Below are 25,912 nucleotides of genomic sequence, written 5' to 3' on the forward strand. Positions count from 1 at the left end.
TTTTTTTGTAAAAGAATAGTGAACTTCTGCAATGACGATTGACAGAAATTAGGGAAGGTGATAATCTGTACTTGTGTTCGTTTTATAGAACAAAATTTCTATTTTGTTCGTTATTGGCTAATTAGCATGAAGGAGATATTCATGAATAACAACGTCACTCTCCATAAGGAAGACCTTTCTGACGAAATGCGCTTAATGCTTGCCTTTCTCTCGTCAGATGATGAGGCCGATCAGTCCTTTGATTATCAGGAGCTGCTGCAAAACGCGGATTGGGATCGATTTATTGAGCTAGCCAGACATCACCGGGTGTTCCCTACTGTCAATCGCAAGCTTCAGGAACTGAAATCAGCGGAGGTCCCGATATTTGTCACCCAAATGTTTCAGCGTGACTATTATCGCAATACGCTCCAGATGCTCACGCTAAGCGGTGAGATGGAGCAGCTCGCTAAGGAATTTTCTGAGCGTGGACTTCGATCGCTGTTTTTGAAAGGGCCGGTCATTGCTGCTGATTTATATGGAGATGTATCGCTGCGTACCTCTTGTGACCTCGATCTCCTTATTCCAATCAAGGAGCTGGACCTTGCAGAAGCGCTTCTAGTTTCCCTTGGCTACGAAAAGGATGAATATATCGTTTCGGTGCTCAAGGATTGGAAGTGGAGACATCATCATACGACTTTCGTGCATCCGAAGAAGGGAATCAAGGTCGAGCTGCACTGGCGGCTAAATCCGGCGCCGTCCAAGGAGCCGAGCTTCAATGATCTTTGGAGCCGAAAGCGCAAGAGCGCCTTGATCAGCCGTCCGATTTATTATCTGGGAAGAGAAGATTTGTTTATGTTTCTCGTATCTCACGGTGCCCGGCACGGCTGGTCGCGACTTCGCTGGCTGCTCGACATCAAGCAGCTGGTTAATCAGAAGCTGGATTGGCCGAAGCTTACCAAGCTGCTGAAAAAGCATAGCTATTCCCATATTGGCGGGCAAGCGCTGCTGCTTGCGGCACGATTGTTGTCTTTGCCTCTTCGCGTTGAGATGAAGCCGCTCCTTGCGGGAAGGAAAGCGCACTGGCTCGCGGAGGATGCTATGTTTTATGTAAATCGGCTGGTCAATTTGCATTCTCCCCCGATACCGGAAGAGATAAGACGCTTCCACAAACGGTATTTGTTCACCTTGCTGACGGTTCCGCAAAAAATACAGTTTGTCGCAAGCTTTATGTTCCCTTATCCGGAGGATGCCGAAACACTTCCGCTACCTAAGGCGCTGCACTTCTTGTATTTTCCGCTCCGTCCGTTTTTGTGGTTGTGGAGAAAGAACAGAAAAAGCTCGTTAAAGGCTGAGGCCAGAGAGCTTGAGTAATAGCAATTATGTTTGAAGAAGGAGAATAACGATGAATGTTTTGAGGAAAATAGCGGGTACGCTGCTCACGCAATTCCGTAGCAGAGGTTTGATCAGTACGATAGCGATGAATAAGTCCCATTTGGTAGGCGTGCTGCGGGGACTATTTTACAAGCTGCTATATTTCAGAAACATCCATTCATCCTTATTCTCCATACAAGCAAACAGTACGATTGAAATATTCAATAAACGGGCAAAAATTACGTTCGGCCGATTTGTGTATATACGGAAAAACGCCAGCATACGAATCGATTTCGAAGGCCAGCTGATTTTGGGCGACAACGTATTTATCAATGACAACTGCAACATCAATTGCGTCAACAAAATATCGATTGGGAGCGGGACAAAAATTGCCCCTAATGTGTGCATTAACGACCATGACCATAACTATAAGGATAAGTCCGGGGACCATCTGCTGAGGGGCGAAGTCATTATCGGCAGCAACGTGTGGGTGGGATCAAACGTTGTCATCCTCAGAGATACTTTCATAGGCGATAATGCGGTAATAGCCGCAGGAAGCGTCGTGAAGGGCACCGTTCCGGCAGACACCTTATTTTTAAATAAAAGAGAAAACAAGCATATAAGCTATAAGGAACCGAAGGCAGCTAAAAATACTCTGTTTCAAGTAAAGGAATCGATATGAAAAAGCAAATTTTAATTTCTGTTTATGATATGGAAATCGGCGGTATTGAACGAAGCCTGATCAATATGCTGGAATGCTTTGATTACGAGACCTATGATGTGGATCTATTGATTTGCAGCCATCAGGGAGAATTCATGGAGCTCATTCCAAGCAAAGTCAACGTGCTGCCGGAAATAAGCAAATATACCGTATTTCGAAAATCGGTTAAGCAGTGCCTTCGCGAAGGGCATTATATCGCGGTCATGATTAGAATGTTTTCCAAAAATCTAGCTTCCGTCAAAGCGAGAAGAAAAAGGCTGAACGAGGGCGCAGGTTATATACAAATGCAGCTTGCGAGCAAGTATTCGTCTTATTTTATTCCACCGCTGGAGAAAGCCTATGACCTTACGGTTAGTTATGCATGGCCCCATGATATTTTGGCTAACAAGGTGAAGACAAAGCGGAAGATCGCATGGATTCATACCGATTACAGCAAGCTGGAAATTGACCATAAGCTGGACTTGGCGGTCTGGAATAAGTTTGATTATATCGCCTCCATTTCTGAAGCGTGCACCGAATCCTTCCTGAAGACCTATCCGTCGCTTAAACATAAAATTACCCAAATCGAAAATATCACCTCTCCCGAATTTATTAAAAAAATGGCGGAAGATACGCTGGACATCAATCAATCGGCGAACGGGACCTTTCAAATCGTATCGGTAGGCAGATTGTCATACGTCAAAGGTTTTGATATGGCAGTGAAGGCGCTGAGGAAGCTTCATGATAAAGGCTTAACCCATTTGCAATGGCATGTCGTCGGTTACGGCGGGTTCGAAGCGGAGCTAAAGTCACTCATTGCCGAATACGGCTTGGAGCATAAGTTCGTGCTGCTGGGAAAAAAAACGAATCCATATCCATACATAAAATCATGCGATCTATACGTCCAACCTTCCAGGTACGAGGGGAAAGCGGTAACGGTAACGGAAGCGCAAATATTAGGCAAGCCGGTCATTATAACAAACTATCCTACAGCCGTAAGCCAAGTTGAGAACGGTGTGGATGGCATCATTTGCGAGGGCAGTCCGGACGGAATAGCGAATGCGATCGAGAAGCTTTACCGCAGCAAGGAGCTTAGAAGCGCGCTCGTAAGCAATGTTAAGGACAAGGATTACAGCAATAGCTATGAGCTCGATAAACTCTATCAAATTATCGTCTAGCACTCGTAGCGGAAGGGAAGGTGAGGAATGCCTTGCGAAATAAAGTAAGTGTCATTATTCCCGTTTATAATGCTGAGAAATATTTGGAAGAATGCATATTGTCGCTGCTCAATCAGACGCTGCACGCTTGCGAGTTTATTTTTGTCAACGACGGCTCTTCCGACAATAGCAGATTTCTCATCGAGAGATACAAGAAAAAGGACGGCCGAATAAAGCTGATTAATCAAGAGAATCAAGGCGTCAGTGCAGCCAGAAACGCGGGTCTGCGAGTCGCTTCCGGTGAATATGTCGGTTTTGTCGATGCGGATGATTACGTCAAGAGGGATATGTACCAAACGCTTTATGCTGCAGCAGTTCGGCATGGCTGCGATGTTGTCATCTCCAACTTCGAAAGCGAATTAGAGGGCAGCAAGGTTATTACAAGCTATTCTTTTCCGAGCGATGAGCTGCTGGATCGAGCTTATATCATCGAGCAAATTATGCCTTACTTTTTGAAAGAAGATGATCTGAATTCGTCTGTTAACAAAATCTATCTTAAGCGTTTGCTAGATGAGAATCATGTCTTATTCCCAGAAAAAGTAGCTTTGGGCGAGGATGGATTGTTCAATATGTTGTTTTTCGGATACGCCAAAACAATGACCTACTTGAATTATTCCGGCTACTATTATCGGGAGGTAGCAGGCAGCGCTACCCGCAGCATCAAGGAGAAGGATTATTTCGGCAAAGCTATCGAGGTATACCAGATGAGCCCTCCCCCTATTTACAATGACATGATTCCTAGCAAAAGCGTCCATCAGCTAAAGTCGATAAGGCTTATCAAAAGCTTGATTTCTTATATTTACATCTATTTTAAGCCGAGCAAGGATATGAGCTTTACGAGACGATACAGCTATGTCAAGCAAATGATTGGCAGCAGCCATGTGAAAGAAGCGCTTCCCCTGTACTGGGATGAGATGAAGGATTCGTTAGGACGCTATGAGCGCTTTATTGTGAGTATGGTTAGATCGAGATCAACTCTTGGCCTATATTGTGCAGTAGCCTATAGCAGATTAAGAAATTCATAAAAAAGAATGAAGGTTGGGGATTAAACATGAAAATTATGATGTTTGCACATGGAGGCAGCTTAAATAGAGGCTGCGAGGCGATCGTTCGCTCGTCCACGAAGCTGATTAAGGAGAGAATGGTTGGGTCGAAAGTGTATTTGGCCTCAGAGAAACCGCAAACGGATAAAGTCATCTCTACATTAGATGGCATTTATGACGGCTCAAAGTCCAGCATCAAGAAGTATTCGCTGGATTGGCTCGTTGCTTCTCTGCAATTCAAGCTGCGCCAAGATGAAACGTACGCGCTTGGCGTCATTGAACAAAACATTATTAACCGAATCAAGGACGTTGATGTCTGCTTGTCCATTGGTGGCGATAACTACTGCTACGGTGAGCAGCCGAACTGGTATGAAATCGACCGACGGGTGAAGGCGCAAGGGAAGAAGCTGGTGTTATGGGGCTGTTCGATTGGTGAAGAGGACATGTCCGAGAGAAAGCTGGAGGACTTAAAGCTGTTCGATCTGATTATCGCACGTGAATCGTTAACCTATGACATGCTCCAAAGTAAAGGGCTGCAAAATGTCAGGCTGTGTGCCGACCCTGCATTTACGATGGAGCAGGAGCAGCTTCCGCTGCCTAAAGGCTGGCAAGAAGGAAATACAGTCGGAATTAATTATAGCCCGCTTGTGTGGAAACGAAATAAAAACTCACGGGAAGCGGTTAAAGAGCTGATCAAGCATATTTTGGCAACCTCCGACATGACCATCGCATTAACGCCTCATGTGATCGAAGGCGGCAACAACGATTATGAGGTGCTGGAGCAGTTCTATGAGGAGTTTAAATCAACGAACCGTGTTATTTTGCTGCCCGACCATTTAACAGCTATTCAGTATAAGGGTTACATTGCAAGGATGCGATTTTTTATTGGTGCAAGAACGCATGCAACGATAGCTGCCTATTCGAATTGTATTCCAACGATGGTGCTTGGCTACAGCGTGAAATCGAAGGGAATTGCCCAGGACATTTTCGACGAAGAGAAGCTTGTGCTCGGCATTGACGAGATATCCAGCAGCAGCAAGCTTATCCACCATTATGATGTAATGGTTAAGGAAGAAGATGAAATTAAAAGCAGGCTGAATTTAGCCATTCCTAAAATCAAACAAATGTCGTACAAGGCAGTTGAATATTTAAAAGAGCTTGCATGAGGTGCGTATGAAAAAAAATTTACTGTTTGTAATGCCCAGCCTGTCGGCTGGAGGAGGAGAGCGCAGCTTAGTCAATCTTCTCTCGCAGATCAATTACGGCGAATTTAATGTAGATCTATTTCTTCTTAGCCATGAAGGAATCTTTATGGATTTGCTGCCTGAGGAGGTAAACGTGCTGCCGCTCAACGACAGCTATAGCCAGTTTACGCAGCCGCTTCTTAGCTCAGTGCGGCAGTTGATAGGCAGCGGCAGCGCTGGCCTAGCCTATAGTCGGTTAATGTTCAGCGTCACAAATCATACGACGAAGGAAGTTGGCCCAAGGGAGCAGGGAGGATGGAAGTACCTAGCGAGCTCCTTGAACAAAATCAACAAGAAATATGATGCGGCTATCGGATTTTTGGAGAAGACCTCCATCTACTTTTGCGTGGAAAAGGTTGATGCGGTCAAGAAAATAGGCTGGGTTCATAACGATTATGACAAGCTTGGCCTAGATCCGGCTTTTGACATCAACTATTTCGACAAGCTGGACCATATCGTGACGGTTTCGCAAGAATGCGCAAGCATATTGAAAAAAAGATTCCCGGAACAGCACCACAAAGTGCATGTCATACATAATATCGTATCTCCTAAGGTAATCAAGCATTTGGCGAATAAGGATACCGCTGATGTCTATAACCGCAAGGAAGGCGAGTTTGTCATCCTATCTATTGGCAGGCTCCATGAGCAGAAGGGCTTTGAGCTGGCGATACAAACGGGCAGAAGGCTCGTCGATAACGGCTGGAGCTTCCAGTGGAATATTATCGGCGAAGGCGATGAGCGAGAGAAGCTGACGGAATTGATAGCTGCGAACGGTCTGGAAAATCATTTTAAGCTGCTCGGCTTAAAGCCCAATCCATATCCGTATATCAAGCAGGCGGATATTTATGCGCAGACGTCCAAATTCGAAGGAAAAGCCATTGCGATTGATGAAGCGAAAATTTTGAGCAAGCCGATTTTGGTTACGAATTTCAGCACCGCTAAGGATCAGATCGAAGACGGCATCGAGGGGCTGATTGTAGATATGAATTCAGAAGCCGTCGCAGCAGGGATTGGAAGACTGATGCATGAGAAGGGGATAAGAAACAGGTTGTCTGAGCATTTGTCTCTTCTGCAGTTAGGAACCGAAGAAGAAATAGAGAAGCTGTATCAGCTTCTTGGATAGGTGGATTGACGATGAAGAAGAAGCTTTTGTTCGTCATGAATAATCTCAACTGCGGTGGTGCGGAGAAATCGTTAATCTCACTGCTGCAAACGATAGACTATTCTAAGCATGAGGTGGATCTTTTTTTGTTTAAGCACGAAGGGATGTTCTTGAAGAAGCTGCCTCATGAGGTGAACGTGTTAGCTGCGCCTGCACTTTATCCCTATTTTGATATGTCAATAAAGGACGCTGTTATCGATTGCTTCAAGCATAGACGCTTTCGCCTTGCTGCTGCAAGGATAGGTGCAGGTTATGTTTACAGGACGGAGAAAAACATTGCGAAATCCGAGCAGAAGGCATGGCGTTATCTTTCTCAGTCTTTAGCTGGCCTGAATAAAGAATATGATGCAGCCATTGGCTATTTGGAGAAAACGCCTATTTATTACGTCATCGAAAAGGTTAAAGCCCGTAATAAAATTGGTTTTATCCACAATGATTATGACAAGCTCGGCATGGACCCCAAAATCGATGCTGTTTATTTTAAAAAACTCAATTATATCGTAACCGTATCCGAGGAATGCGTCAGCTTGCTGAAGGAACGGTTTCCTGAATTTGAGCATAAAATCGAGCTGATGCACAATATTGTTTCTCCTGCCGCGATTATCGACATGTCGATTGATGAGCCCTACTTACAAAAAAATGAATTCACGATTGCATCGGTAGGCCGCTTGAATTATCAAAAAGGCTTCGATATGGCAGTGGATGCTTGTGAACGGTTAGTCCAGGACGGCTATAAATTTAAATGGTATATCGTTGGCGAGGGTCAGGAGCGGGAGAAGCTTGAGAAGCTCATAAGCGCCAAAAAACTGGAAAACTCGCTTATACTGACGGGCCTTCAAGAAAATCCATATCCTTATATCAAGCAATGTGATCTGTACGTTCAAACTTCTATATTCGAGGGACGCTGCTTGACCATTACGGAAGCCAAAATTTTGAATAAACCAATTGTTTCAACGAATTTCTCGGTCATTTATGATCAACTCAATCACGAGGAAAACGGACTGATCGTAAATCAGGATGCTGCCTCTATTTATGAAGGAATTAAAAGGCTTATTGACGACGAATCTCTGAGGAATCACTTCGTACATAATCTTCAGAAGGAAGCTTTAGGGACAGAGGATGAAATACATAAATTGTATCAATGGATTAGTTAGTTAAAGGGGTTGTTATTATTTTATTCCAACTAATAAGCATTGTACTGCTGGCTTTGGCGTTTATCATTGCAGCAATTGATATGGTACCGCTATTCATGGATTGGTTTGGCAGAATTCATATTGGCCGTTATACGGATACGAATCGCTGGAATGCGTCGATTACTAAGGCGGGCACGAGATGGCTCAACCATACGCCGAAAATTAAAGTAACGGATAATACGAGATTTGTCGTCATTGACATGCTGAGAGGCAATTATACCAAAAGTGCGATACAGCACTGGCAGGAAGCAGCCTTGCTGCTCGGGCTCGTGGAATATGCGCGCGGAGATGCGAGCAAGCTGACGACGGAAGAAATCAAAACCTATCTTAACTCTAAGTTTGATAGCAACGGCGACTGGAAACAGAAGCCTGAACATGTAGATGCAGCGATACTCAGCTATGCAATCTTGAAGCTGGAAATGGTTGATATTGAGCGTTATCGAGCTGCGCTTGACTACACCTGGGAGCTCATTAAAGCGCATATCGGCGAGGATGGAACGGTTGCGTATCGGAAGTCGATGAAGCATTACCGCTATGTGGATACGATCGGCTTTATTTGTCCGTTCTTAATCGCCTACGGCACGAGATATAACAAAGCGGAATGCGTTCGATTAGCTGTCAAACAACTGACGGAATATGAAAGTTACGGCATGCTGGAAGACCATTACCTTCCTAGCCATGCCTATCACCTTGGTAACAGGCTGCCGCTTGGGCTTTATGGCTGGGGACGTGGACTCGGATGGTTCGCAATTGGCTTGATTGATGCTTGGCGCGAATTGCCAGCTTCTCATGAGTCTAAGGCTGTGCTTACGGAAATGGTCAAGAAATTTGCCCGGACAGTGCTTGCTTTTCAAGCGCCTGGCGGCAATTGGACGTGGACAGTGAGCCGTGGAGAGTCAAGGGCTGATTCGTCTACAACGGCGACGCTTGGCTGGTTTCTGCTTCAAGCCTCGCAAGTGGAGGAGCTGGCAGAGCCATGTGCTGAAGGGGCGAGGCGAGCGGTGCATTACCTCATGAAGGTGACAAGAAGGAGCGGGGCAGTTGATTTCTCGCAAGGGGACACAAAGGATATCGGCGTATATTCCATGTTATTTAATATTTTGCCCTTTACGCAAGGGTTCTGTATTCGCATCATTAACGCCAGCCAGCGTTCAAAGGTCGGATAAACGAAGATAGGGGATCAACATGCGGGTAAAGAGCTCATTATTAAATATCACCGCCGGTATAGGCAACCAAATCATCATTACGATTTTAAGCTTCGTATCGCGCACAGTTTTCATTAATAGCCTGGGCATTGAGTATCTGGGTATCAATGGGCTGTTTACGAGCATACTTGCCATGCTCTCCTTGGCGGAAGCCGGTATCGGCTCCAGTATCGTATACAACCTGTATAAGCCGGTAGCCGATAATGATAGGCCAAAAATTATGGCGCTCATGAATCTCTACAAAAAAGCGTATTTGGTCATAGCGGGCGTTGTGCTGCTGCTGGGACTATCCATAATGCCGTTCCTTGATGTGTTTATTAAAAATACAAGCGTCGAAAATATTAGCCTCATTTATTTGCTGTTTTTAATCAATACGGTCACGCCATACCTTTTCATTTATAAATACTCATTCTTGAATGTAAATCAAAAAAACTATATCGTATCCGGTGTTTTTTCCATCTCGTCGATCCTTTCGGTCTGCGCGAAAATCGCGATTCTTTACTTTACGCAGCAATTTATTTTTTACTTAATTATCGAATGCGTCGTCTCGCTTATGAGCTCCATCATTTTGGCCAAGATCGTGGACCGGATGTATCCGTTCCTGAGACAGAAAATAGAGACGAAGCTTGATCCGGATACGAAAGCGAACTTCATTAAAAATATGAAGGCTATCTTGCTGCAAAATATAGGCACCTATTTTATTTTCGGCGTAGACAGCATTCTTATTTCTTCCTTTATAAGTGTAGCGGCAGTCGGTCTTTATTCGAACTATAAAATGCTTATCGACCTTTGCCGCACGTTTATCAATCAGGTGTTCGCGAATATGTACCACAGCTTGGGCAATCTGGTGGCGAAGGAAAGCGAGGAGAAGGTATTTCATGTATTTAAAGTGACGATGCTGCTGAACTTTTGGCTGTACTCCTTGCTTGCGATTATGCTCTATTTATTTATTGAGCCGCTGATTTTAGTATGGATTGGTTCGGAGTTCGTGATGGGACCGCTCGTCGTTCTTCTTTTAATCATCACCTTTTATGAGCGGGGGATGCGCAACTCCATTACGATGCTCAAAACGACCGCCGGCATCTTTCATGAGGACCGATTTGTGCCTTTGTGCCAAGCTGCATTAAACCTGAGCATCTCCTTCATCCTTGTGCAGCGGATGGGAATTGCCGGGATATTCATCGGTACGCTTGTTAGCGCGCTGCTCGTCCCGTTTTGGACCACCCCTTATTTTGTTTACAAAAGAGTGTTTAAGCAGCCTTTAAAGCTATATTTTACTCGGTATGGCTATTACTCTATCATTGCCGTTATTGCCGCAGCTGCAGCTGCATATATTTGCTCCTTCCTTCCTACCGGAGGATTGTTCTGGCTGCTTACTAGGGGAACACTTTGCTTCCTATTAATAAATGCAATCTATGCGGCTGTTTTTCATCGAACGGAAGAATTTAAATACTTGCTTGGCGTTGCAGAGGCTATTTTGAGTAAAATTCCTAAACTTCGTGCCTTGCTGCTGAAGCGCAGCCGTCATTTGGAGGTTAGCGGAAATAAGTAACCCTTCCCTGACAAGCACATATGCTGGTTGTAAATGGAGGTGAAGGTTATGAGTGACCAGGCAGCCTATTTAATAGAACTAGATCGATTTCATATTAATAATGCAGGTTTAAATGCGTCTGAGACAACGAAGGGGATCAATGACGCAATCGCATGGGCCAAATCTGAAGGTTTTATACATGTCATTCTTTCTAGAGGTATCTACAGTGTTAGACTCGATCCTAATACTCTCATAGCAATCCAAATGCAAAGCGGGATACATCTTGAGCTTGCAAAAGGCTGTGTAATCAAGCTAGAGGGCAATTCATCCCCAAATTATTCCATCATTGAAATGAGAGGGATTAAGAAGGCAAAGGTTTCAGGCGGCCAGTTGATAGGGGATAAGAAGGAGCATGTATACGAAATTGCGGTGAAGTTTGTCAGAGGCGGCGTAAATGCGGACGGTACGCTAAATAATGACCCGAACTCAATACGCAGTGAAGTAATTGACCGTTATGCCAACCCAGGATTACTTGCCAATTTTAGACTCTGGAGCATACCAGGCGTGAGCGCGACTAGCTATCGATTCTATCAATACAGAGACACCATTTCAGCATCGACGCTTGTTGGATCACGTACGAACGGTGTTTTTGCTCCTGCAAGCGCAGGAGGCAGAGGGTGGTTTCTTGCCGAAGAGAATGACATAAGCAACAACAATAAAATGATATTTGCTATACCGCTTACATCGCCTCTCACGGACAGTCAAATTAATGATATCCGGGCTAAGGTGGACAATTCCTTTTTTACGCATGAAAGCGGTTATGGAATTGGATTATTTGGCTCCAATCAGATTGAAATAAACAAAATGGAAATTTCAGATTGCACGGGAGATGGAATTTTTACCGGGTATGAAAAGTATCTGCTTGATCCCTCGTTATATACGCAGGAGCAAATGGGTCAGGATCTTCTGATTCATGATTGCCATATTCACCATTGCAGAAGGCAAGGAATTTCAATCTGCGCTTCAAACGACACTCATATCTATAGAAACAAGATCCATCATATCGGCTATGATGACGATGGCGTAACGACGAATTTTCGAAATGGAACGCCGCCTATGTTCGGTATTGATATCGAGTCGATGTATAGCGAAACCAATATCCCATATAAATCAGCAGAGCGTCCGAACGGACTGGAGCTGAATTACCGCATTCATGTTGAAGACAATTATATCTACAGCAACGTGCGCGGACACTTCGTTAATGCCGACGGTACCAATATTGTAGTAGACGGAAATACTTTTGAAGGCAATAATGTTGGCGGTGTGAGCTCGAATCCAAATTTCCCAAACGTCAAATATGTGAACAACTCCTTTAATGGCTGCGAGCTGTGGGTACAAGGCGATAACTTTGTGAACGGGGCTGTTTTCCAAAAAGGGAATTTAAAGCTGCTGGATGTAAGAGGAGCAGTCGTGCAAAATTGCCAGATTAAAGACGGTATGGTTTATGGTTCAAGCGTCTATGGCTATTTAGGCTCGCCAACGGTAAATACAGCTGCTGGAACCTTCACGTTCAAAACGGCACATGGACTAGGCAACGGAGCGCAAGTATCGTTTGAGCAATGGATCGGCAAAATTCCGACCGGAATCAGCGTCGATAAATTGTATTATACCGTTAATGTTACTTCACTAGGCTTTCAGGTTTCCGAGACGCTGGGAGGTGCTCCGGTTACCATTAAGGATGCAGGTACTCCGGGTTTTAATCTTAGCAGGTACAATTACGGTAGATGCTTCTTATCCAATATAACGGTGGAGCGGGACTGGCGTTCTGATAACGCGCTCACGCCAAACTTCAATATGCTGGCTGCTGGTGCGGTGATTGATAATATAACGATAAAAAATTACGATTTATCTCTATTGGTTCCTGCAGATTATGCTGGACGCCCGACCGTCGTAAGTGGGCTTACGCTCATTGAAGGCTCCGCAAGGTTTGAAGGGTGCCATATTAGCAACAGTGAATTTATGCGAGCAAAAACCCCGCTGCTTGGCAGCACGGATATCCAGCTTGGATCAAGCGATACGAAGTATATGAGGCAAATTACCCTACGCAACGGTTTGTTCCAAAGCTTAGGGCTTGTCATGGACGGCAATGCTGTTGTAACCGGAACCACCTTTATTAATGCTTCTGTCGGGAAAGCGGATAATGCCAAAAAGGCCATTATCGCCCACTCCTACTTTGACAATAGCAAGCTCAACTTCAACTGGCTCCGTCAAAATCAGTCGGTAACCGTTGCGAAGTCTGTATTTAAAGGCATAACGATAACCGGCACTACACCTTATATCCGGCTAGAGGATAATACGGATCTTGGAACCGCCTAATCTCTTCCACTAATCAAGAAAATACTTCCCTGCAGTTTGTTTGCGATGCAGGGAATTTATTTAATAAGATGTTCTTTATTAAGAATTATATGTACTTTATAATGAATAATTGAGAGGGGTTAATGAAATGGCGATATTAATTACTGGCGGTGCAGGTTATATCGGGAGTCATACATGTGTGGAGCTTCTGGAAGCGGGATTTGAGGTCGTTATCGTCGATAATTTGTCCAACAGCAGCCATATTTCATTAAATCGAGTCGCAGAAATTACGAACAAAACGTTCACCTTCTACAAAATGGACCTTATGGACCGCAGCGGGTTGGAGAGCGTATTCGCTAGGCACTCCATTGAAGCCGTTATTCACTTTGCCGGCCTTAAGGCTGTCGGCGAATCGGTTCAATTGCCGCTCTCTTATTACCATACCAACATTACAAGCACTTTAATTTTATGTGAAGTCATGAAAAAATTCGGCGTGCATAAACTTGTATTTAGCTCCTCTGCAACGGTGTACGGCCGCCCGGAGCAGGTTCCGATTGCGGAAGGCTCTCCGCTTGGAGCGACGAATCCATACGGCAGGACGAAGCTTATGCTGGAGCAAATCTTGCAGGATTTAGCAGAGTCGAATGAGCAGTGGGGGATTTCGATCCTGCGATATTTTAATCCGATTGGCGCCCACGTTAGCGGAAGAATCGGCGAGAACCCGAATGGCATTCCAAACAATTTGATGCCTTACATTACACAGGTAGCTGTTGGGAAGCTTGCGCAAGTGAACGTTTTTGGCAATGATTACGCAACCGTAGACGGAACAGGCGTAAGGGATTATATTCATGTCGTCGATCTGGCACTCGGGCATGTGCAGGCTCTAAAAAAAGTCATGACAAAATCAGGAGTAGATATTTACAATCTAGGCACCGGCCGCGGCTACAGCGTGCTGGAGATGATCGCTGCATTCGAGAAGGCATCGGGGCGGAGCATTCCCTATGCAATCGTTGAACGCAGGCCGGGCGATATTGCGATTTGTTATGCGGACACGCATAAGGCAAATGAAGAGCTGGGCTGGGCTGCTGCGCGTGGAATTGAAGAGATGTGCAAAGACTCCTGGCGGTGGCAGTATGCGAATCCGGGCGGCTTCGAAGAAGAAACGTATCACGTATCCGAGCTTGAAGCATCCACGTACATTAAAGCGGCGCAATAGGGGGAAGCCTTTTCTAAGTTAGTTGATCAGACCTAACGGAGTCTAGTACATAAACTCTATAACCTTTAACATTGCTTAATTACATTCGACAAAAAATGTATTTATCTATCATTTTTGTAAGACATGAAGCGACAGCATGCGCAATATTGGTGATTTATAATACATCTATAAGTGAATGACAAGCATAGGGAGACGTTGAAATGCGTTTAGTATCTGGGCACCTTAAACGCATGGAGTCAGTGGTGCAACCGTCCCAAAATGAATGGGGGACATGGGAAAATGGTACTTATAAACTCAGATGACAATCAGGACTTGGATATGGAGTGGGTAGCATTAATCATGAATGCACGTTCTTTGGGGTTCAGCAAGGAAGATGTGCGGAAGGTTCTGCTATGCCTTGAGGAAAGCAAGAAGGATGATATGCAGGAAACTGCTGTATAAAAGCGGAAAAAGCGCTATTCGCGCTTAATTTTCCATTTATTGAATTCAAGAAACTCTTTAAACTGATCCTTGCTTACGCCAGAGGCCATTGCCTCTCTAACTAAGTCAGCCCATTCATTGTCAAGATGATCGGGCTTGCGATCAGTTTTTTCGTCGTTATTTAGAAATTCTTCAACGGTCACGTTTAATACCGCGCCTACCTTTTCGAGAAATTGAATCGAAGGATTTTGCTGGAGCCCTCGTTCAATGGAGCTTAAGTAAGATTTTGCGACGCCTGCCCGTTGGGATAACTCCGTTAGGGAAAGGCCTTTTCTCTTGCGCAGCATCTGAATACGTTCTCCGATCATAAGAAACTCCTCCGTTATCACATCGTTGTAGACCACTACTATTATAACGAAAAAATGTTAATTGCGAAAGCTAGTAAGCTTTAACATCATTTATTTTTTAATACCTTCAATAGTATCCGCTTATTATCGCTAATAAGTGGATATTTTTGGTTGAAAAACCGGCTCATTTTGTTCTATGAACAGCCATTTGCGGATCGGAAAAATGATTACGGTATAAATCGACAAGTTGTTTTTAATAAAGAACAAAAATGTAATATTTTTTGCAAGATACCGTAGAAAAATTGATTGACAAAGCCATTTATCAGGTGTAATATGCAAATATGTTCTTTATAAAGAACTGTTATTACATCAAATGATTTTCGAAAATTGTTCTTCATATCGAACGATTTCGATGTCTGGCCGGAGGAAACGATGAGCGCCATCGCAGGAGTTTTTCTAACTGATCAAGGAAGTCATGCATGGAAGCAAGGCGGCTCCTTAATGGAAGCTTTATCCCGTTACCCTTGTGATGCGGCTCAGGCCTGGCATGAGGAATCTATCTTTCTTGGCTGCCATAACCAGTGGATCACACCAGAGTCGGTCGGCGAGCGAAATCCGTATGCTGATTCCGAAAGAGGGCTGGTTATAACCGCGGACGCCATCATCGATAACCGGACAGAGCTGTTTAACCTGCTGCAGGTGGATCTGCACCGACGAAGCCAGATGACCGATAGCGAGCTGATATTGCTAGCTTACGATAAGTATGGCGATGATGTGCCTAAATATTTGGCTGGCGATTTTGCTTTTATGATTTGGGATATTCGTAACCGCAAGCTGTTTGGCGCTAGAGATTTCTCTGGAAGCCGTATGCTTTATTATCAGCGGAATGCTGAACGATTTGCCTTTTGCTCAACGATAGAGCCGCTGCTTGCGCTTCCTGGAATGGAACGCACGCTGAATGAACATTGGCTTGCCGAGTTTCTAGCGATCGCTGGCATGGTAGACGCAGCAGACGCATCCGCAACGGTTTATCGCAATATCGAGCAGTTGCCTCCGTCTCACAGCATTACGATTCAAGACGGGCGGATAACGATAACGAGATATTATCAGTTTCCTGCGGATGAGCGGGTGCGATTTAAAACGGATGCTGAGTATGTTGAAGCGTTCCAAGAGGTGTTTGGGCAAGCGGTTGCCTCAAGGCTGCGGACGCATCGCCACGTTGGAGCACAGCTAAGCGGCGGATTGGATTCTGGTTCGATCGTAAGTTTTGCATCAAGGGCATTGCGACCGCAAAATAAAAAGCTGCATACGTTCAGCTACGTGCCAACATCTGATTTTATCGACTACACAGCAAAATATATGATGACAAATGAGAGGCCGCTTATCGAATCAACTGTCGAGCATGTCGGGGGGATCGAGGAGCACTACCTCGACTTTCAGGGAAGAGACTCCTACTCCGAGATCGACGGTTTTCTAGATATTATGGAAATGCCTTATAAGTTTTTTGAGAACTCCTTCTGGATGAGAGGCATGTTCGAGAAGGCACAGGAGCAGGGGGTAGGGGTGCTGCTTAATGGGGGCAGAGGCAATTTGTCGATCTCATGGGGATCTGCCATTCCTTATTACGCAACGCTGCTCAAAAAAATGAAATGGGTTAGGCTGCTTCGGGAAATGCGCCAGTACAGCCTCAATATCGGCTCTGGCCGGGCGCATGTGTTCTCAAATGTTAGCCGGGCGGCATTCCCGCTAATTGAACAATTGCGGCCATTGCAAAATACATACCATTATCCGATGATGATCCATCCCGATTTTGCAAGGAAGACGGATGTATTCAATCGGCTGGGCGAGCATGGCATCGATGAATCAGGCTGGTTCGCTGCAAGGGATGTGTATGAGGAAAGAAAAAGCCATTTCAATGAAGTATTTCATTGGAATGCAGGCAATACGCTCTCGGCAAAGCTGTCGCTCAGGCACGGCCTTTGGAAGCGCGACCCGACCAATGATATCAGGGTCATTCGCTTTTGCTTGTCGCTGCCGGAGGATCAATACGTTCAGGACGGGATGGACCGTGCTCTGATCAGACGTGCTACGGATAAGCTGCTGCCCGATGAGGTGAGGCTTAATCAGCGTATTCGCGGGGTGCAAGGAGCGGATTGGGTTCATCGCATGCTGCCTAAATGGCAATCGTTTAAGGATGAGCTGCGGCAAATGAGCGAAGATCGCTTATTTATGGAGTTCGTTGATGGCAAGGTAATCCGTTCGGCGCTGTCGGGACTGGAGGAAGGCACTCAGTCTAGGCATGCGGCTGATCCGAATTATAGATTGTTAATGCGCAGCCTTATCGTTTTTCGTTTTCTAAAAAAATTCAATTGAAGGGAGGTGACAATATATGCAAACGAAAAAACAATGGAATAAACCTGAGCTAGAGGTCCTTCATGTACATATGACTGCGGCTTCCACGAAAAACGGTCCGTTCACAGATGAGGCTTACGTACCTGGCCAACATTCTGAAAAGCCACGTTTTACTAGCTAAGGCATTATGGATTCGATTGGTGAAGAAAGCCCTTGTACATAAGGTGTATAAGGGCTTTCTAGCTTTTTAACCAGAGATTGATGGAGTGAGGACATTGATGGCAACGAAGACAAAAATGGCATATCGCGCATTTGGGCTTACGATTGAAAGCGAGCTGGCCTTGCCGGAGCTGACCAAAGTGAGCGAGATCGGCGAGCGAACCGATGTGGAGATCATCGTCGATAGCTTTATTAAGGATACGGTACCTTTCGAGCCCTACGACTTTGTTGTGGAGGAACGCAACGTATCGGTATATATGCCGGATGCTGGATTATTTCGAATAGAAGGCGGCAATAAGATCACGATTTCTCCTATCGTCGGAGCCGATGAGGATTTGATCCGGCTATACGTGCTTGGAACCTGTATCGGTGCGGTGCTTCTGCAGCGTGGCCTCTATCCTTTGCATGGGAGCGCCATTGCAATCAATGGTAAAGCTTATGCCTTTGTAGGCCATTCGGGAGCGGGGAAATCGACGTTAGCGTCGGCATTGATAAGCTGTGGTTATTCACTGCTCAGCGACGATGTCATCGCGGTTTCTTCACTTGCTTCGGATCAACCGCCGCTCGTTATACCGGCTTATCCGCAGCAGAAGCTCTGGCAGCAAAGCTTAGACGCTTTCGGCGTAAATAATGATGAGCTTCGAGCCATTTATGGGCGGGAAAATAAATATTGCATCCCGGTAGATTCCGACTTTTGCAGCAGCCCCATGCCGCTTGGCGGCGTGTTTGAGCTTGTGAAATCGGAGTCGGACGTTTCCGAGGTTGGCATTCATTTTATTCCGAAGCTGGAGCGGCTCGATATTTTATTCCGGCATACCTATAGGCAGTTTTTGGTGCAAAAGATGGATCTTACGCGGTGGCATTTTACAAATTCCGCTTCGCTTGCTGCTAAACTCCCTATTTATCGATTGGAGAGGCCGCAGACAGGCTTTACGGCACCGCAGCTCACCCAGCTCATATTAAAAACCATATCCGCGGAGGAATAATACATGACAAAAAACCACGCCATTACCATTCAAGCTTTATTTCTGGAGCAGCTCGTCGTTCAAGACGAGAACAATATCGTAAGCGATATGGGCGGTGAGAAGGTCATCTTGAGCATTGAGAATGGCAAATATTATAATCTTGGCGTAATGGGGAGCCAAATTTGGGATTTGCTTAAGGTGCCGGTAACGATATCGCAAGTAATTGAAGCATTGCTTGAGCAATTCGAAGTAGCAAGGGAAGTATGCGAGGAGCAAGTGGTGTCCTTTCTGTCTCACCTGCTGGAAGAGCGACTTATTCATATAAAAGAATAGATATGCGGTGAGCCTATGGGAAAGATGATGAGATTGAGAGCGCTGCTTACTTTGGATGTTAAGACTCTTCTTCTATTAATTGAAGCAACCCTTCTCCTCGGCTGGGCTAGAATACGAATTATGCACCAGCCCTTCTCGAAGATTGCGCCAACCTTGGGGCAATATATGAAAGAAACGGGGAGCGAGACATCGGCCGAGCACAGGCGATCCCTTGTTCATATCCGCCACGCCATTCATATTGCGAGCAGCCATACGCCTTGGGAGAGCAAATGCTTGGCTCGGGCGCTGGCCGGCATGAAAATGCTGGAGAGGCGCGGCATCAGCAGTACGTTATATCTTGGAACGGCGAAGGACGAGGCAGGAAAAATGATTGCCCACGCCTGGCTGCGAAGCGGCTCCTTGTACGTGACAGGGGCGGAAGAGATGGACCGGTTTGCGGTTACGGGCATATTTGCCAAAGTCGTCCATTATTAAATACGGAAAGTGATGAAGCGATGAATCATCTATTATATTTTACTAGAAAGCTGCATGCCTACGGCGGAAAAGTGCTCTACATCAATCTTGTCGGGATGATGCTAGTTGGTATTCTCGATGGCGCAGGCATTTTATTGTTAGCTCCATTGCTTAGTGTAATTGGCATTGTAGATATTCCGCTGGCTTCAATCCCCGGTCTTCAATTGTTATCAACGCTGCAGGACCTTCCTAAAGAAAGAGCGCTGCTCATTATTTTAGCCTTATTCATTTTGCTTGTTGCGGCACAAGGCATTATTGGGCGTAATTTAAGTTTAAGGGAAATCAGAATCCATACAGGTTTCGTCAATCAAATACGATTAGAAATTTACAAGGCGCTGCTGCAAGCGAATTGGGGCTTCTTTATGAAAAAACGGAAGACGGATCTCATTAATTCGTTAACCGGCGAGCTTGCTCGCGTCACGAACGGAGCGTTTCTTTTTTTACAGTTGATCGCTTCGGTCGCCTTTACGATTATTCAAATTGGATTAGCTTTACTCTTATCGGTCAAAATGACCTTGTTCGTTTTATGCTGCGGACTCGCTGTGGCATTCCTCTCCAGAAGATTTATCAAGCAATCCAGAGTAATAGGCTCGGTCACGACCGAACTGGCACAAAACTATTTATCGGGCATTACGGATCACTTTAACGGCATGAAGGATATTAAAAGCAATCTGCTTGAATCGTCCCGCTACCGCTGGCTGCTGGATTGGTCCGATAAGATCGCGCATGAACGGTATGAAAATTCGAAGGTGCGAAGTAATTCGCAGCTCCTTTACAAGCTGTTTTCAGCTATAATGATCGCTGCTTTTGTATTTGGATCCGTCTTATTATTTGAGAATCAAGGCGGCTATTTGCTGCTGATTATGGTTATTTTCTCGCGGCTATGGCCTCGTTTCACGGGCATTCAAGCAAACATGGAGCAAATCGCCTCCTCCTTGCCAGCCTTTAAAGCATTAATGGAGCTTCAGGAGGATTGCAACGCTGCCAAGGAATTGATGGATGTGGATGAGCTGGGCGGCGAGCATATTATGCCGCTAAAGCTGGAGCAGCAATTGGAATGCCGGCAGGTATACTTCCGTTATGATCAGAGGCAGCACACCTTCACGCTCGAAGCGATTAATTTGCGAATTGAAGCAAATAGCATGACCGCGATCGTAGGGCAATCCGGTGCCGGTAAAAGCACGTTGGTCGACTTGATGATGGGCTTGATAAAGCCCGAGCTCGGCCAAGTGCTCGTAGACGGCAAGGGGCTTACGGATGCAGCCTTATTGTCGATTAGAAGATCGATCAGTTACGTTCCGCAGGAGCCGTTTCTCTTCCACGGAACCATCAGAGATAATTTGCTGATGATTGATCCGCAAGCGAGTGAGGCCCAAATGTGGGAAGCGATGGAGTTCTCCTCAGCCGCTGAGTTTGTTCATAAGCTTCCGCAAGGTCTAAACACGCTCATCGGCGATCGCGGCATTCGTCTATCTGGAGGCGAGCGTCAGAGGCTTGTTTTGGCTAGAGCGATTTTAAGAAAGCCGTCCATCCTCATCCTCGATGAAGCGACCAGCGCGCTTGACAGCTTAAATGAAGCCAGGATTCAAGAGGCAATTGAGCGGTTAAAGGGGAGAATGACGGTCATCGTCATTGCGCACCGGCTGACGACGATTCGCAATGCGGATCAGGTTATCGTGCTCGATAATGGAAAAATCGTGCAGGCCGGCCATTTCATGATGCTCGCGGAGGACAAGAAGGGACTGTTCAGCAGCTTGCTAGGCAATCAGCTCCAAGTAGCTTTATAGCCTCATCTTTACTATACTAATAAAATAGCTCGAAAAAATAGGAGCAAAAGCAGAATCACCGATTAGGAGGGCGCAATTGGCTATTATACTAACATTGGCAGCATTCGTGCTTCTCTTATACCTGCTCTTCATCTTCCCAACCCAGTGGCTCAAAATCGAAAAGGTCAGCCACCCCATCGGCATCAACAAGCGCATAGTGCAAATTAGCGATTTGCACGTAGACAGGCTGCGTATAAGCGCGAAGCGTATTCGGCAAGAAATCGAGGCGGCTAAGCCGGATTATATTTTTCTGACAGGTGATTACACGTACAAGGAACGTTTTCTTCCGCGTGCGGGTTATTATCTTAAAGTGATTGCGGACTGCGGCATTCCCGTCTATGCGGTGCTGGGCAATCACGATTATGAGCTCCCGCGCCTAAAAAGGCTGCTTGATCTGTTTCAGGCGCATGGCATTCCCGTGCTTCGCAATGAGAACATCACGCTTGATGATTTTCAGCTCGTCGGCATCGATGACGATTGTACGCATCATAGCCGCGTTCGCCCCTCTTTCAAAGGGATCGAAGACAGCAAGCCAATAATAGTAATCACACATGACCCGAATGTGCTTCTTTCCATTAAGCGCCCCTATGATTATTTGATGGCCGGTCATCTGCATGGCAAGCAGCTGAACGTGCCGTTCTTTTTTGCGTTCAAGCCAAAAGGCCCGCTTTCCGTCCAAGGAATATACAAAGGGCTGCATAAGAATGAAAACGGCGCCTTTTATATTTCCAAAGGGATCGGTCAAGCGGGCGTAAATGCACGTTTTATGGTTCGAAGCGAAATAACGATTCATGATCTGTAAGCAGCCAATAGCGACTAATCGAGGCCGGTATTTTTTCGGCTTGCCACGCGGAAGGCAGCCGGAGGAATACCTTTGGCCTCGGAGAAGCTTCTTGAGAAATAATGAACGGATGAGAACCCGCATTGCTCGGCAATCGTTTTGATAGGCACTGCGGATTGCGAGAGCAGCTGCTCAGCGGCGCGTATCCGCTCATGCCGCACGAGCATGGAGAATGATTCATGCACGCTCTGCGAGAACAGCCTGGACAAGTGTCGTTCCGATACATTTATATAACGGGCAACCTCCGAGAGCGTTAAGCTTCCCCCAAGGTTATCGCGAATATACAGCTTTGCTCTGTTTATGAGGATAGCTGCGTTTGAAGCCGGCAATATCGTTTCCGCGCTTCGATTTTTCCCTCCGACGATTGTAGGAAAAGTAAGAATAAGGGCATGCGAAAGCTGCTGCAGCAAAGCGATCGGCACCGCGAAGCATTCTTCGCTCGGAACGAGCAGGGAACGCCAAATCTCGGCAGTCGGCGAATGCTGCTGGTTCTCCATCCAAATAGGTCCGGTATTTAGAGCATGATTATAAAAGTCGAATTCATCAGGCTTCGAGAGCTTCTCATCCAGCTCAAAGGCGGCATACAATAAATCCAGTTGATCCACATTGCGAATTTGATGACGGATATTCGGACGCGAGCAAAAAAGAACGCCTTCATGCAAAGGGTAAGTGACATTGCCCTCCTCATAAAACCCAGTTCCCCCAGCAACGTAACAGACCTCAAAAAAAGAATGCTTATGTACAGCATTAGTAGCTAGATTTTGAACCGCCCCCCAGTAATAAACATGGATGGTCAAGCTCTCACCTTGCAGCAAGCGAGCGTAACGATTAAGGCGCTCTTCGCTTTTTGGCCAATTGTACATATGAACCATCAGCTCCTGTGGCGTAATAGTGCAAAAACTTGTCTTCGGCAGGCAAATACGAAATCACTATGTCCTATCTATAATTAAAACATATTCAAATTAATTATATGATAAGGAGAATGAACATGATCGTCAATGAGGATGTGCAATTTTACAAAGAAAATGGCTATTTGCTGGTGAGAGGCGTATTTAACGAGCAAGAGGTGCTGGAAATGAGAGCTGCGGTTGAGCGGATCATCCAGCGGGCGGCAATTGCCCAGGGCGAGCAAAACCATGCATGGCAAGGTGACTTCCTGCCGCCCGACCAGCTTAAGAAGCTTGTCCTAAAAGGATTCCATGACGTGCATTATCATGATGCGGCTTTCACTCGGGCAGTCGTACATCCGAATATGGTAGCGGCACTGAATGGAATCATCGGTCCTAACGTACAGCTCCACCATTCTAAAATGCTTGTAAAGCCGCCAGCTAACGGCGCAGCATTTCCGATGCACCAGGATTACCCCTACTTCCCGCATCGCGATCACTCCATGCTGGCTGCCAGCGTTCATCTGGATGATGCGGACGAGGAGAACGGCTGCTTAGCTGTCATTCCAGGCTCTCACTTGCAAGGACCGCTGCCGCATGTGGGCAAGCATTACCTGAATCATAAGGAGCATCCGATATCCTCTGGCACACCTTGCCCGGCAAAAGCAGGGGATGTACTCTTTTTCAACTATTTGACCATCCATGGCTCAGACGTCAACCGAAGCGAAAGAACGCGCAGAAACGTACTGTTCCAATACCGGGATGCAGCGGATGTTCCGACGGATAACGTTCATTTCGATTGGGGCATGGGCTTGATGGTGAGCGGAGAGAACAAAGATTTCAATAACGTTAAGCCGAATTATAAAATTGTGGAAGCTTAATAAGGAAGCGCGAATCATTGTTTAATAGTACTGCCGAAACGGAGGTATCCTAATTTTTAGGATTACCTCTTTTTTTTATTTCATGAGCTGAAGAATCGATTGCAGCGTACAGAAAGAGAAATGGTCAGGGCAGGAGAAGTAAAGAATAGATTAGATTTGGCGGAGTATAATTATAGAATCTCGAAGTATTTGAAATAAATAGGAATATTCCAATGATTGTTAAGGAAAAAATCATATTGACACCTAATAATTAACGGTGATATATTGTTTCAAGTAAAGCGCAGTAAATTCATCGGAATTATATTTTTACTAATTTCAACGTTCATTTGTGCTATACAATTATATGATACAGACAGAGAGGATGGTTGTTGTTTTATGGAAAATAACTTATTAACAGCGATTGAAAACAACTGGATTACGTTGGTTGTTTCCGCAGTGCTGCTTGGCGGCCTTTACTTCTTGGCGAAGAAGCGGGTGGGCTTTGGAACACGGGTGCTGGTCGCGCTGGGCCTTGGCCTTGTTGCAGGCATCATTTTTAACAACTTTAAGCTGGACACTGAGGGCGTAGGCACAATCGGCTCCATCTATATCAATCTTATTCGGATGATCGTTATTCCACTCGTTTTTGTTCTTGTAATCAACAGTATCATCTCGATTACGAATATAGAGTTTTTACGCAAGCTTAGCGTGAAGACGATCGGTTGGTTTTTAGCGACAACTGGGGTAGCGGCTATTATCGGACTTCTAGTAGCATCGGCAATTAACCCAGGGGCTGGCTTTGAATTAACGAAGCCAGAAAATTTTGAAGCTCGCGAGGTACCTAGCTTCTTCAAAGTTATATTGGATCAAGTGCCTTCCAACCCGATCAGCGATGCTGCGGACGGCAAAGTAGTGCCTATCCTTATTTTTGCCTTATTCATTGCGATTGCCATTGTTAAAGTAGGAGCAAAAAATCCGGATTCGGTTCAGCCGTTTAAAGCGTTCATCCAATCCGCGACTGTCATTATGCACCAAGTGGTTAAATTCGTTCTTCGCTTCACGCCATATGGCGTATACGCATTGATCGCGGTTATGGCAGCAAGATATGGCTGGGAGACGCTGCAGCCGCTTGCGATGTTAATAGCGGTAAGCTATATCGCGCTTATTCTTCATTTTGTGTTCGTATTCGGCGGCCTAGTGTCGTTCGTCGCGAAAGTTAATCCTTTGAAATTTTTCAAAAAAGCTTATCCGACTGTAGCGGTAGCTTTTACGACGCGCAGCAGCTTTGCTACGCTTCCGATCAATCTTGAAGTTATTACGAAACGTCTTCGCGTATCGCCAAAAATCGCCAGCTTCGTTGCTCCGCTGGGTGCGACAATGAACTTTAACGGCTGCGGCGGCGTATGGCCGGCTGTCGTATCGGTATTCGTCTCTCAAGTATACGGCATTTCGCTTTCTGCAACGGATTATGTGCTTATCGTTCTCGTGAGCATTATCTCTTCGATCGGTGTAGCAGGCGTTCCAGGACCAGCTTCAATCTCTACAACAGTTGTACTTACTGCGGTTGGGCTTCCGCTTGAAGGTATCGCGCTTGTAGTAGCGGTAGAATCGCTGATCGATATGGGCCGTACAGCAGTTAATGCAACGGGTACTACGGTAACGGCGCTGCTTGTTGCGAACTCCGAAGGTGAATTCGATCGCGAAGCGTTTAATCGCGGCGATGAGGATGACCTAGAGCTTAACCCTGCATAATAAGTATAAAAAAATAAACAGGTCGGAGCAGAATATGCTTCGACCTGTTTTTGTATGCTGCGTGCTAAACTAAACGCTTGCTTGATTACGGTTCGTCATGCACCTCTGGAAAAGTATGACCGTACTCGTCTTCTCCTGGATAGTCGCGCGGCAAATCCTCGTGAAGCGCTCGATTCTCATAGTCGAAGCGGTTTGATGGCCGCTGGTCAATTCGCCATGGTGTGCTTTTGCCTAGTGATTCCATCCGCAGGTCAGAGCCATAAGGACCATCCGGGAACTCCTCCGGTATTAGATCGTTACGCTGCGATTCTACTGTCGATACATCTGTATACGGCTGGCGATTCTCATGAATAAACCGATCCATCAGTAAACTCCTCCTGA

General features: G+C 45.7%; 24 protein-coding genes and 1 riboswitch. Of the genes, 21 read left to right on the plus strand and 3 right to left on the minus strand.

Annotated elements, in window-relative coordinates:
• Positions 1 to 141: 141 nt before the first annotated feature.
• The 12 genes from A7975_RS18230 to A7975_RS33730 all read left to right on the plus strand — a co-directional run bounded on the left by A7975_RS18230 (position 142) and on the right by A7975_RS33730 (position 14,657).
• A complete protein-coding gene (locus A7975_RS18230) occupies positions 142 to 1,350 on the plus strand; it encodes a nucleotidyltransferase domain-containing protein (protein ID WP_053374671.1) in 1,209 nt (402 codons plus the stop codon).
• A gap of 31 nt (positions 1,351 to 1,381) precedes the next feature.
• Positions 1,382 to 2,032, plus strand: a complete 651-nt coding sequence (locus tag A7975_RS18235) for an acyltransferase (RefSeq protein WP_063846023.1) — start codon at positions 1,382 to 1,384, stop codon at positions 2,030 to 2,032.
• The gene (locus A7975_RS18240; RefSeq protein WP_065386062.1) at positions 2,029 to 3,228 is read left to right on the plus strand and encodes a glycosyltransferase; all 1,200 of its coding nucleotides are present in this window, start codon (positions 2,029 to 2,031) and stop codon (positions 3,226 to 3,228) included. The genes A7975_RS18235 and A7975_RS18240 overlap by 4 nt, the downstream gene beginning before the upstream one ends.
• 32 nt (positions 3,229 to 3,260) lie before the next feature.
• Positions 3,261 to 4,292 carry a glycosyltransferase gene (locus A7975_RS18245; RefSeq protein ID WP_065386063.1) on the plus strand — a complete coding sequence of 344 codons (1,032 nt, stop codon included), beginning with the start codon at positions 3,261 to 3,263 and terminating at the stop codon, positions 4,290 to 4,292.
• A 26-nt stretch (positions 4,293 to 4,318) separates the two neighbouring features.
• Positions 4,319 to 5,476: a polysaccharide pyruvyl transferase family protein gene (locus A7975_RS18250; protein WP_065386064.1), complete on the plus strand. Its 1,158-nt coding sequence runs from the start codon at positions 4,319 to 4,321 to the stop codon at positions 5,474 to 5,476.
• Positions 5,477 to 5,483: 7 nt separating this feature from the next.
• Positions 5,484 to 6,677: a glycosyltransferase gene (locus A7975_RS18255; RefSeq protein WP_065386065.1), complete on the plus strand. Its 1,194-nt coding sequence runs from the start codon at positions 5,484 to 5,486 to the stop codon at positions 6,675 to 6,677.
• An 11-nt stretch (positions 6,678 to 6,688) separates the two neighbouring features.
• Entirely contained in the window at positions 6,689 to 7,870 is a 1,182-nt protein-coding gene (locus A7975_RS18260; RefSeq protein WP_065386066.1) for a glycosyltransferase, read from the plus strand.
• A gap of 17 nt (positions 7,871 to 7,887) precedes the next feature.
• Positions 7,888 to 9,075, plus strand: coding sequence for a glycoside hydrolase family 88 protein (locus A7975_RS18265; RefSeq protein ID WP_065386067.1), 1,188 nt, complete (start codon positions 7,888 to 7,890; stop codon positions 9,073 to 9,075).
• 19 nt (positions 9,076 to 9,094) lie between these two features.
• Positions 9,095 to 10,666, plus strand: a complete 1,572-nt coding sequence (locus tag A7975_RS18270; protein WP_065386068.1) for a lipopolysaccharide biosynthesis protein — start codon at positions 9,095 to 9,097, stop codon at positions 10,664 to 10,666.
• A gap of 48 nt (positions 10,667 to 10,714) precedes the next feature.
• A complete protein-coding gene (locus A7975_RS18275) occupies positions 10,715 to 13,021 on the plus strand; it encodes a right-handed parallel beta-helix repeat-containing protein (RefSeq protein ID WP_065386069.1) in 2,307 nt (768 codons plus the stop codon).
• A 127-nt stretch (positions 13,022 to 13,148) separates the two neighbouring features.
• Positions 13,149 to 14,216: a UDP-glucose 4-epimerase GalE gene (galE, locus tag A7975_RS18280; protein ID WP_065386070.1), complete on the plus strand. Its 1,068-nt coding sequence runs from the start codon at positions 13,149 to 13,151 to the stop codon at positions 14,214 to 14,216.
• A 181-nt stretch (positions 14,217 to 14,397) separates the two neighbouring features.
• A riboswitch (cyclic di-GMP riboswitch) is annotated at positions 14,398 to 14,479 on the plus strand.
• Between the two features lie 16 nt (positions 14,480 to 14,495).
• Positions 14,496 to 14,657 (plus strand): anti-repressor SinI family protein, encoded by a 162-nt coding sequence (locus tag A7975_RS33730; RefSeq protein ID WP_231637417.1) that lies wholly within the window; start codon positions 14,496 to 14,498, stop codon positions 14,655 to 14,657.
• A 14-nt stretch (positions 14,658 to 14,671) separates the two neighbouring features.
• On the opposite strand, the gene A7975_RS18285 is transcribed toward A7975_RS33730, so the two are convergent.
• Complete coding sequence (locus A7975_RS18285; protein ID WP_053374681.1) at positions 14,672 to 15,004, minus strand: helix-turn-helix domain-containing protein; 333 nt, start codon at positions 15,002 to 15,004, stop codon at positions 14,672 to 14,674.
• Positions 15,005 to 15,415: 411 nt separating this feature from the next.
• Here A7975_RS18285 and A7975_RS18290 point away from each other — a divergent pair, with 411 nt between their 5' ends.
• The 7 genes from A7975_RS18290 (at position 15,416) to A7975_RS18315 (ending at position 21,993) form a co-directional block, all read left to right on the plus strand.
• The gene (locus tag A7975_RS18290) at positions 15,416 to 17,356 is read left to right on the plus strand and encodes a lasso peptide isopeptide bond-forming cyclase (RefSeq protein ID WP_053374682.1); all 1,941 of its coding nucleotides are present in this window, start codon (positions 15,416 to 15,418) and stop codon (positions 17,354 to 17,356) included.
• 16 nt (positions 17,357 to 17,372) lie between these two features.
• Positions 17,373 to 17,516: a paeninodin family lasso peptide gene (locus A7975_RS33735; RefSeq protein WP_141680353.1), complete on the plus strand. Its 144-nt coding sequence runs from the start codon at positions 17,373 to 17,375 to the stop codon at positions 17,514 to 17,516.
• A gap of 97 nt (positions 17,517 to 17,613) precedes the next feature.
• Positions 17,614 to 18,540, plus strand: a complete 927-nt coding sequence (locus tag A7975_RS18295; protein WP_141680354.1) for an aldolase — start codon at positions 17,614 to 17,616, stop codon at positions 18,538 to 18,540.
• A gap of 3 nt (positions 18,541 to 18,543) precedes the next feature.
• A complete protein-coding gene (locus A7975_RS18300; RefSeq protein ID WP_053374684.1) occupies positions 18,544 to 18,852 on the plus strand; it encodes a lasso peptide biosynthesis PqqD family chaperone in 309 nt (102 codons plus the stop codon).
• A 15-nt stretch (positions 18,853 to 18,867) separates the two neighbouring features.
• On the plus strand, positions 18,868 to 19,326 hold the full coding sequence (locus tag A7975_RS18305) for a lasso peptide biosynthesis B2 protein (protein ID WP_053374685.1): 459 nt from the start codon (positions 18,868 to 18,870) through the stop codon (positions 19,324 to 19,326).
• A 20-nt stretch (positions 19,327 to 19,346) separates the two neighbouring features.
• Entirely contained in the window at positions 19,347 to 21,152 is a 1,806-nt protein-coding gene (locus A7975_RS18310; protein WP_065386072.1) for an ABC transporter ATP-binding protein, read from the plus strand.
• 76 nt (positions 21,153 to 21,228) lie between these two features.
• Positions 21,229 to 21,993 carry a metallophosphoesterase gene (locus A7975_RS18315; RefSeq protein ID WP_053374687.1) on the plus strand — a complete coding sequence of 255 codons (765 nt, stop codon included), beginning with the start codon at positions 21,229 to 21,231 and terminating at the stop codon, positions 21,991 to 21,993.
• A 14-nt stretch (positions 21,994 to 22,007) separates the two neighbouring features.
• Here the strand turns inward: A7975_RS18315 and A7975_RS18320 are convergent, their stop codons facing one another.
• On the minus strand, positions 22,008 to 22,895 hold the full coding sequence (locus A7975_RS18320; RefSeq protein ID WP_065386073.1) for a helix-turn-helix transcriptional regulator: 888 nt from the start codon (positions 22,893 to 22,895) through the stop codon (positions 22,008 to 22,010).
• Between the two features lie 125 nt (positions 22,896 to 23,020).
• On the opposite strand from A7975_RS18320, the gene A7975_RS18325 reads away from it, so the two are divergent.
• Both A7975_RS18325 and A7975_RS18330 read left to right on the plus strand, forming a co-directional pair.
• Complete coding sequence (locus A7975_RS18325) at positions 23,021 to 23,800, plus strand: phytanoyl-CoA dioxygenase family protein (protein WP_053374689.1); 780 nt, start codon at positions 23,021 to 23,023, stop codon at positions 23,798 to 23,800.
• A gap of 375 nt (positions 23,801 to 24,175) precedes the next feature.
• Positions 24,176 to 25,531 (plus strand): dicarboxylate/amino acid:cation symporter, encoded by a 1,356-nt coding sequence (locus A7975_RS18330; RefSeq protein WP_053374690.1) that lies wholly within the window; start codon positions 24,176 to 24,178, stop codon positions 25,529 to 25,531.
• Positions 25,532 to 25,616: 85 nt separating this feature from the next.
• On the opposite strand, the gene A7975_RS18335 is transcribed toward A7975_RS18330, so the two are convergent.
• A complete protein-coding gene (locus A7975_RS18335) occupies positions 25,617 to 25,895 on the minus strand; it encodes a hypothetical protein (protein WP_053374691.1) in 279 nt (92 codons plus the stop codon).
• Positions 25,896 to 25,912 lie beyond the last annotated feature (17 nt).

The sequence above is a fragment of the Bacillus sp. FJAT-26390 genome (assembly GCF_001682865.1).
Lineage (GTDB): Bacteria > Bacillota > Bacilli > Paenibacillales > Paenibacillaceae > Pristimantibacillus.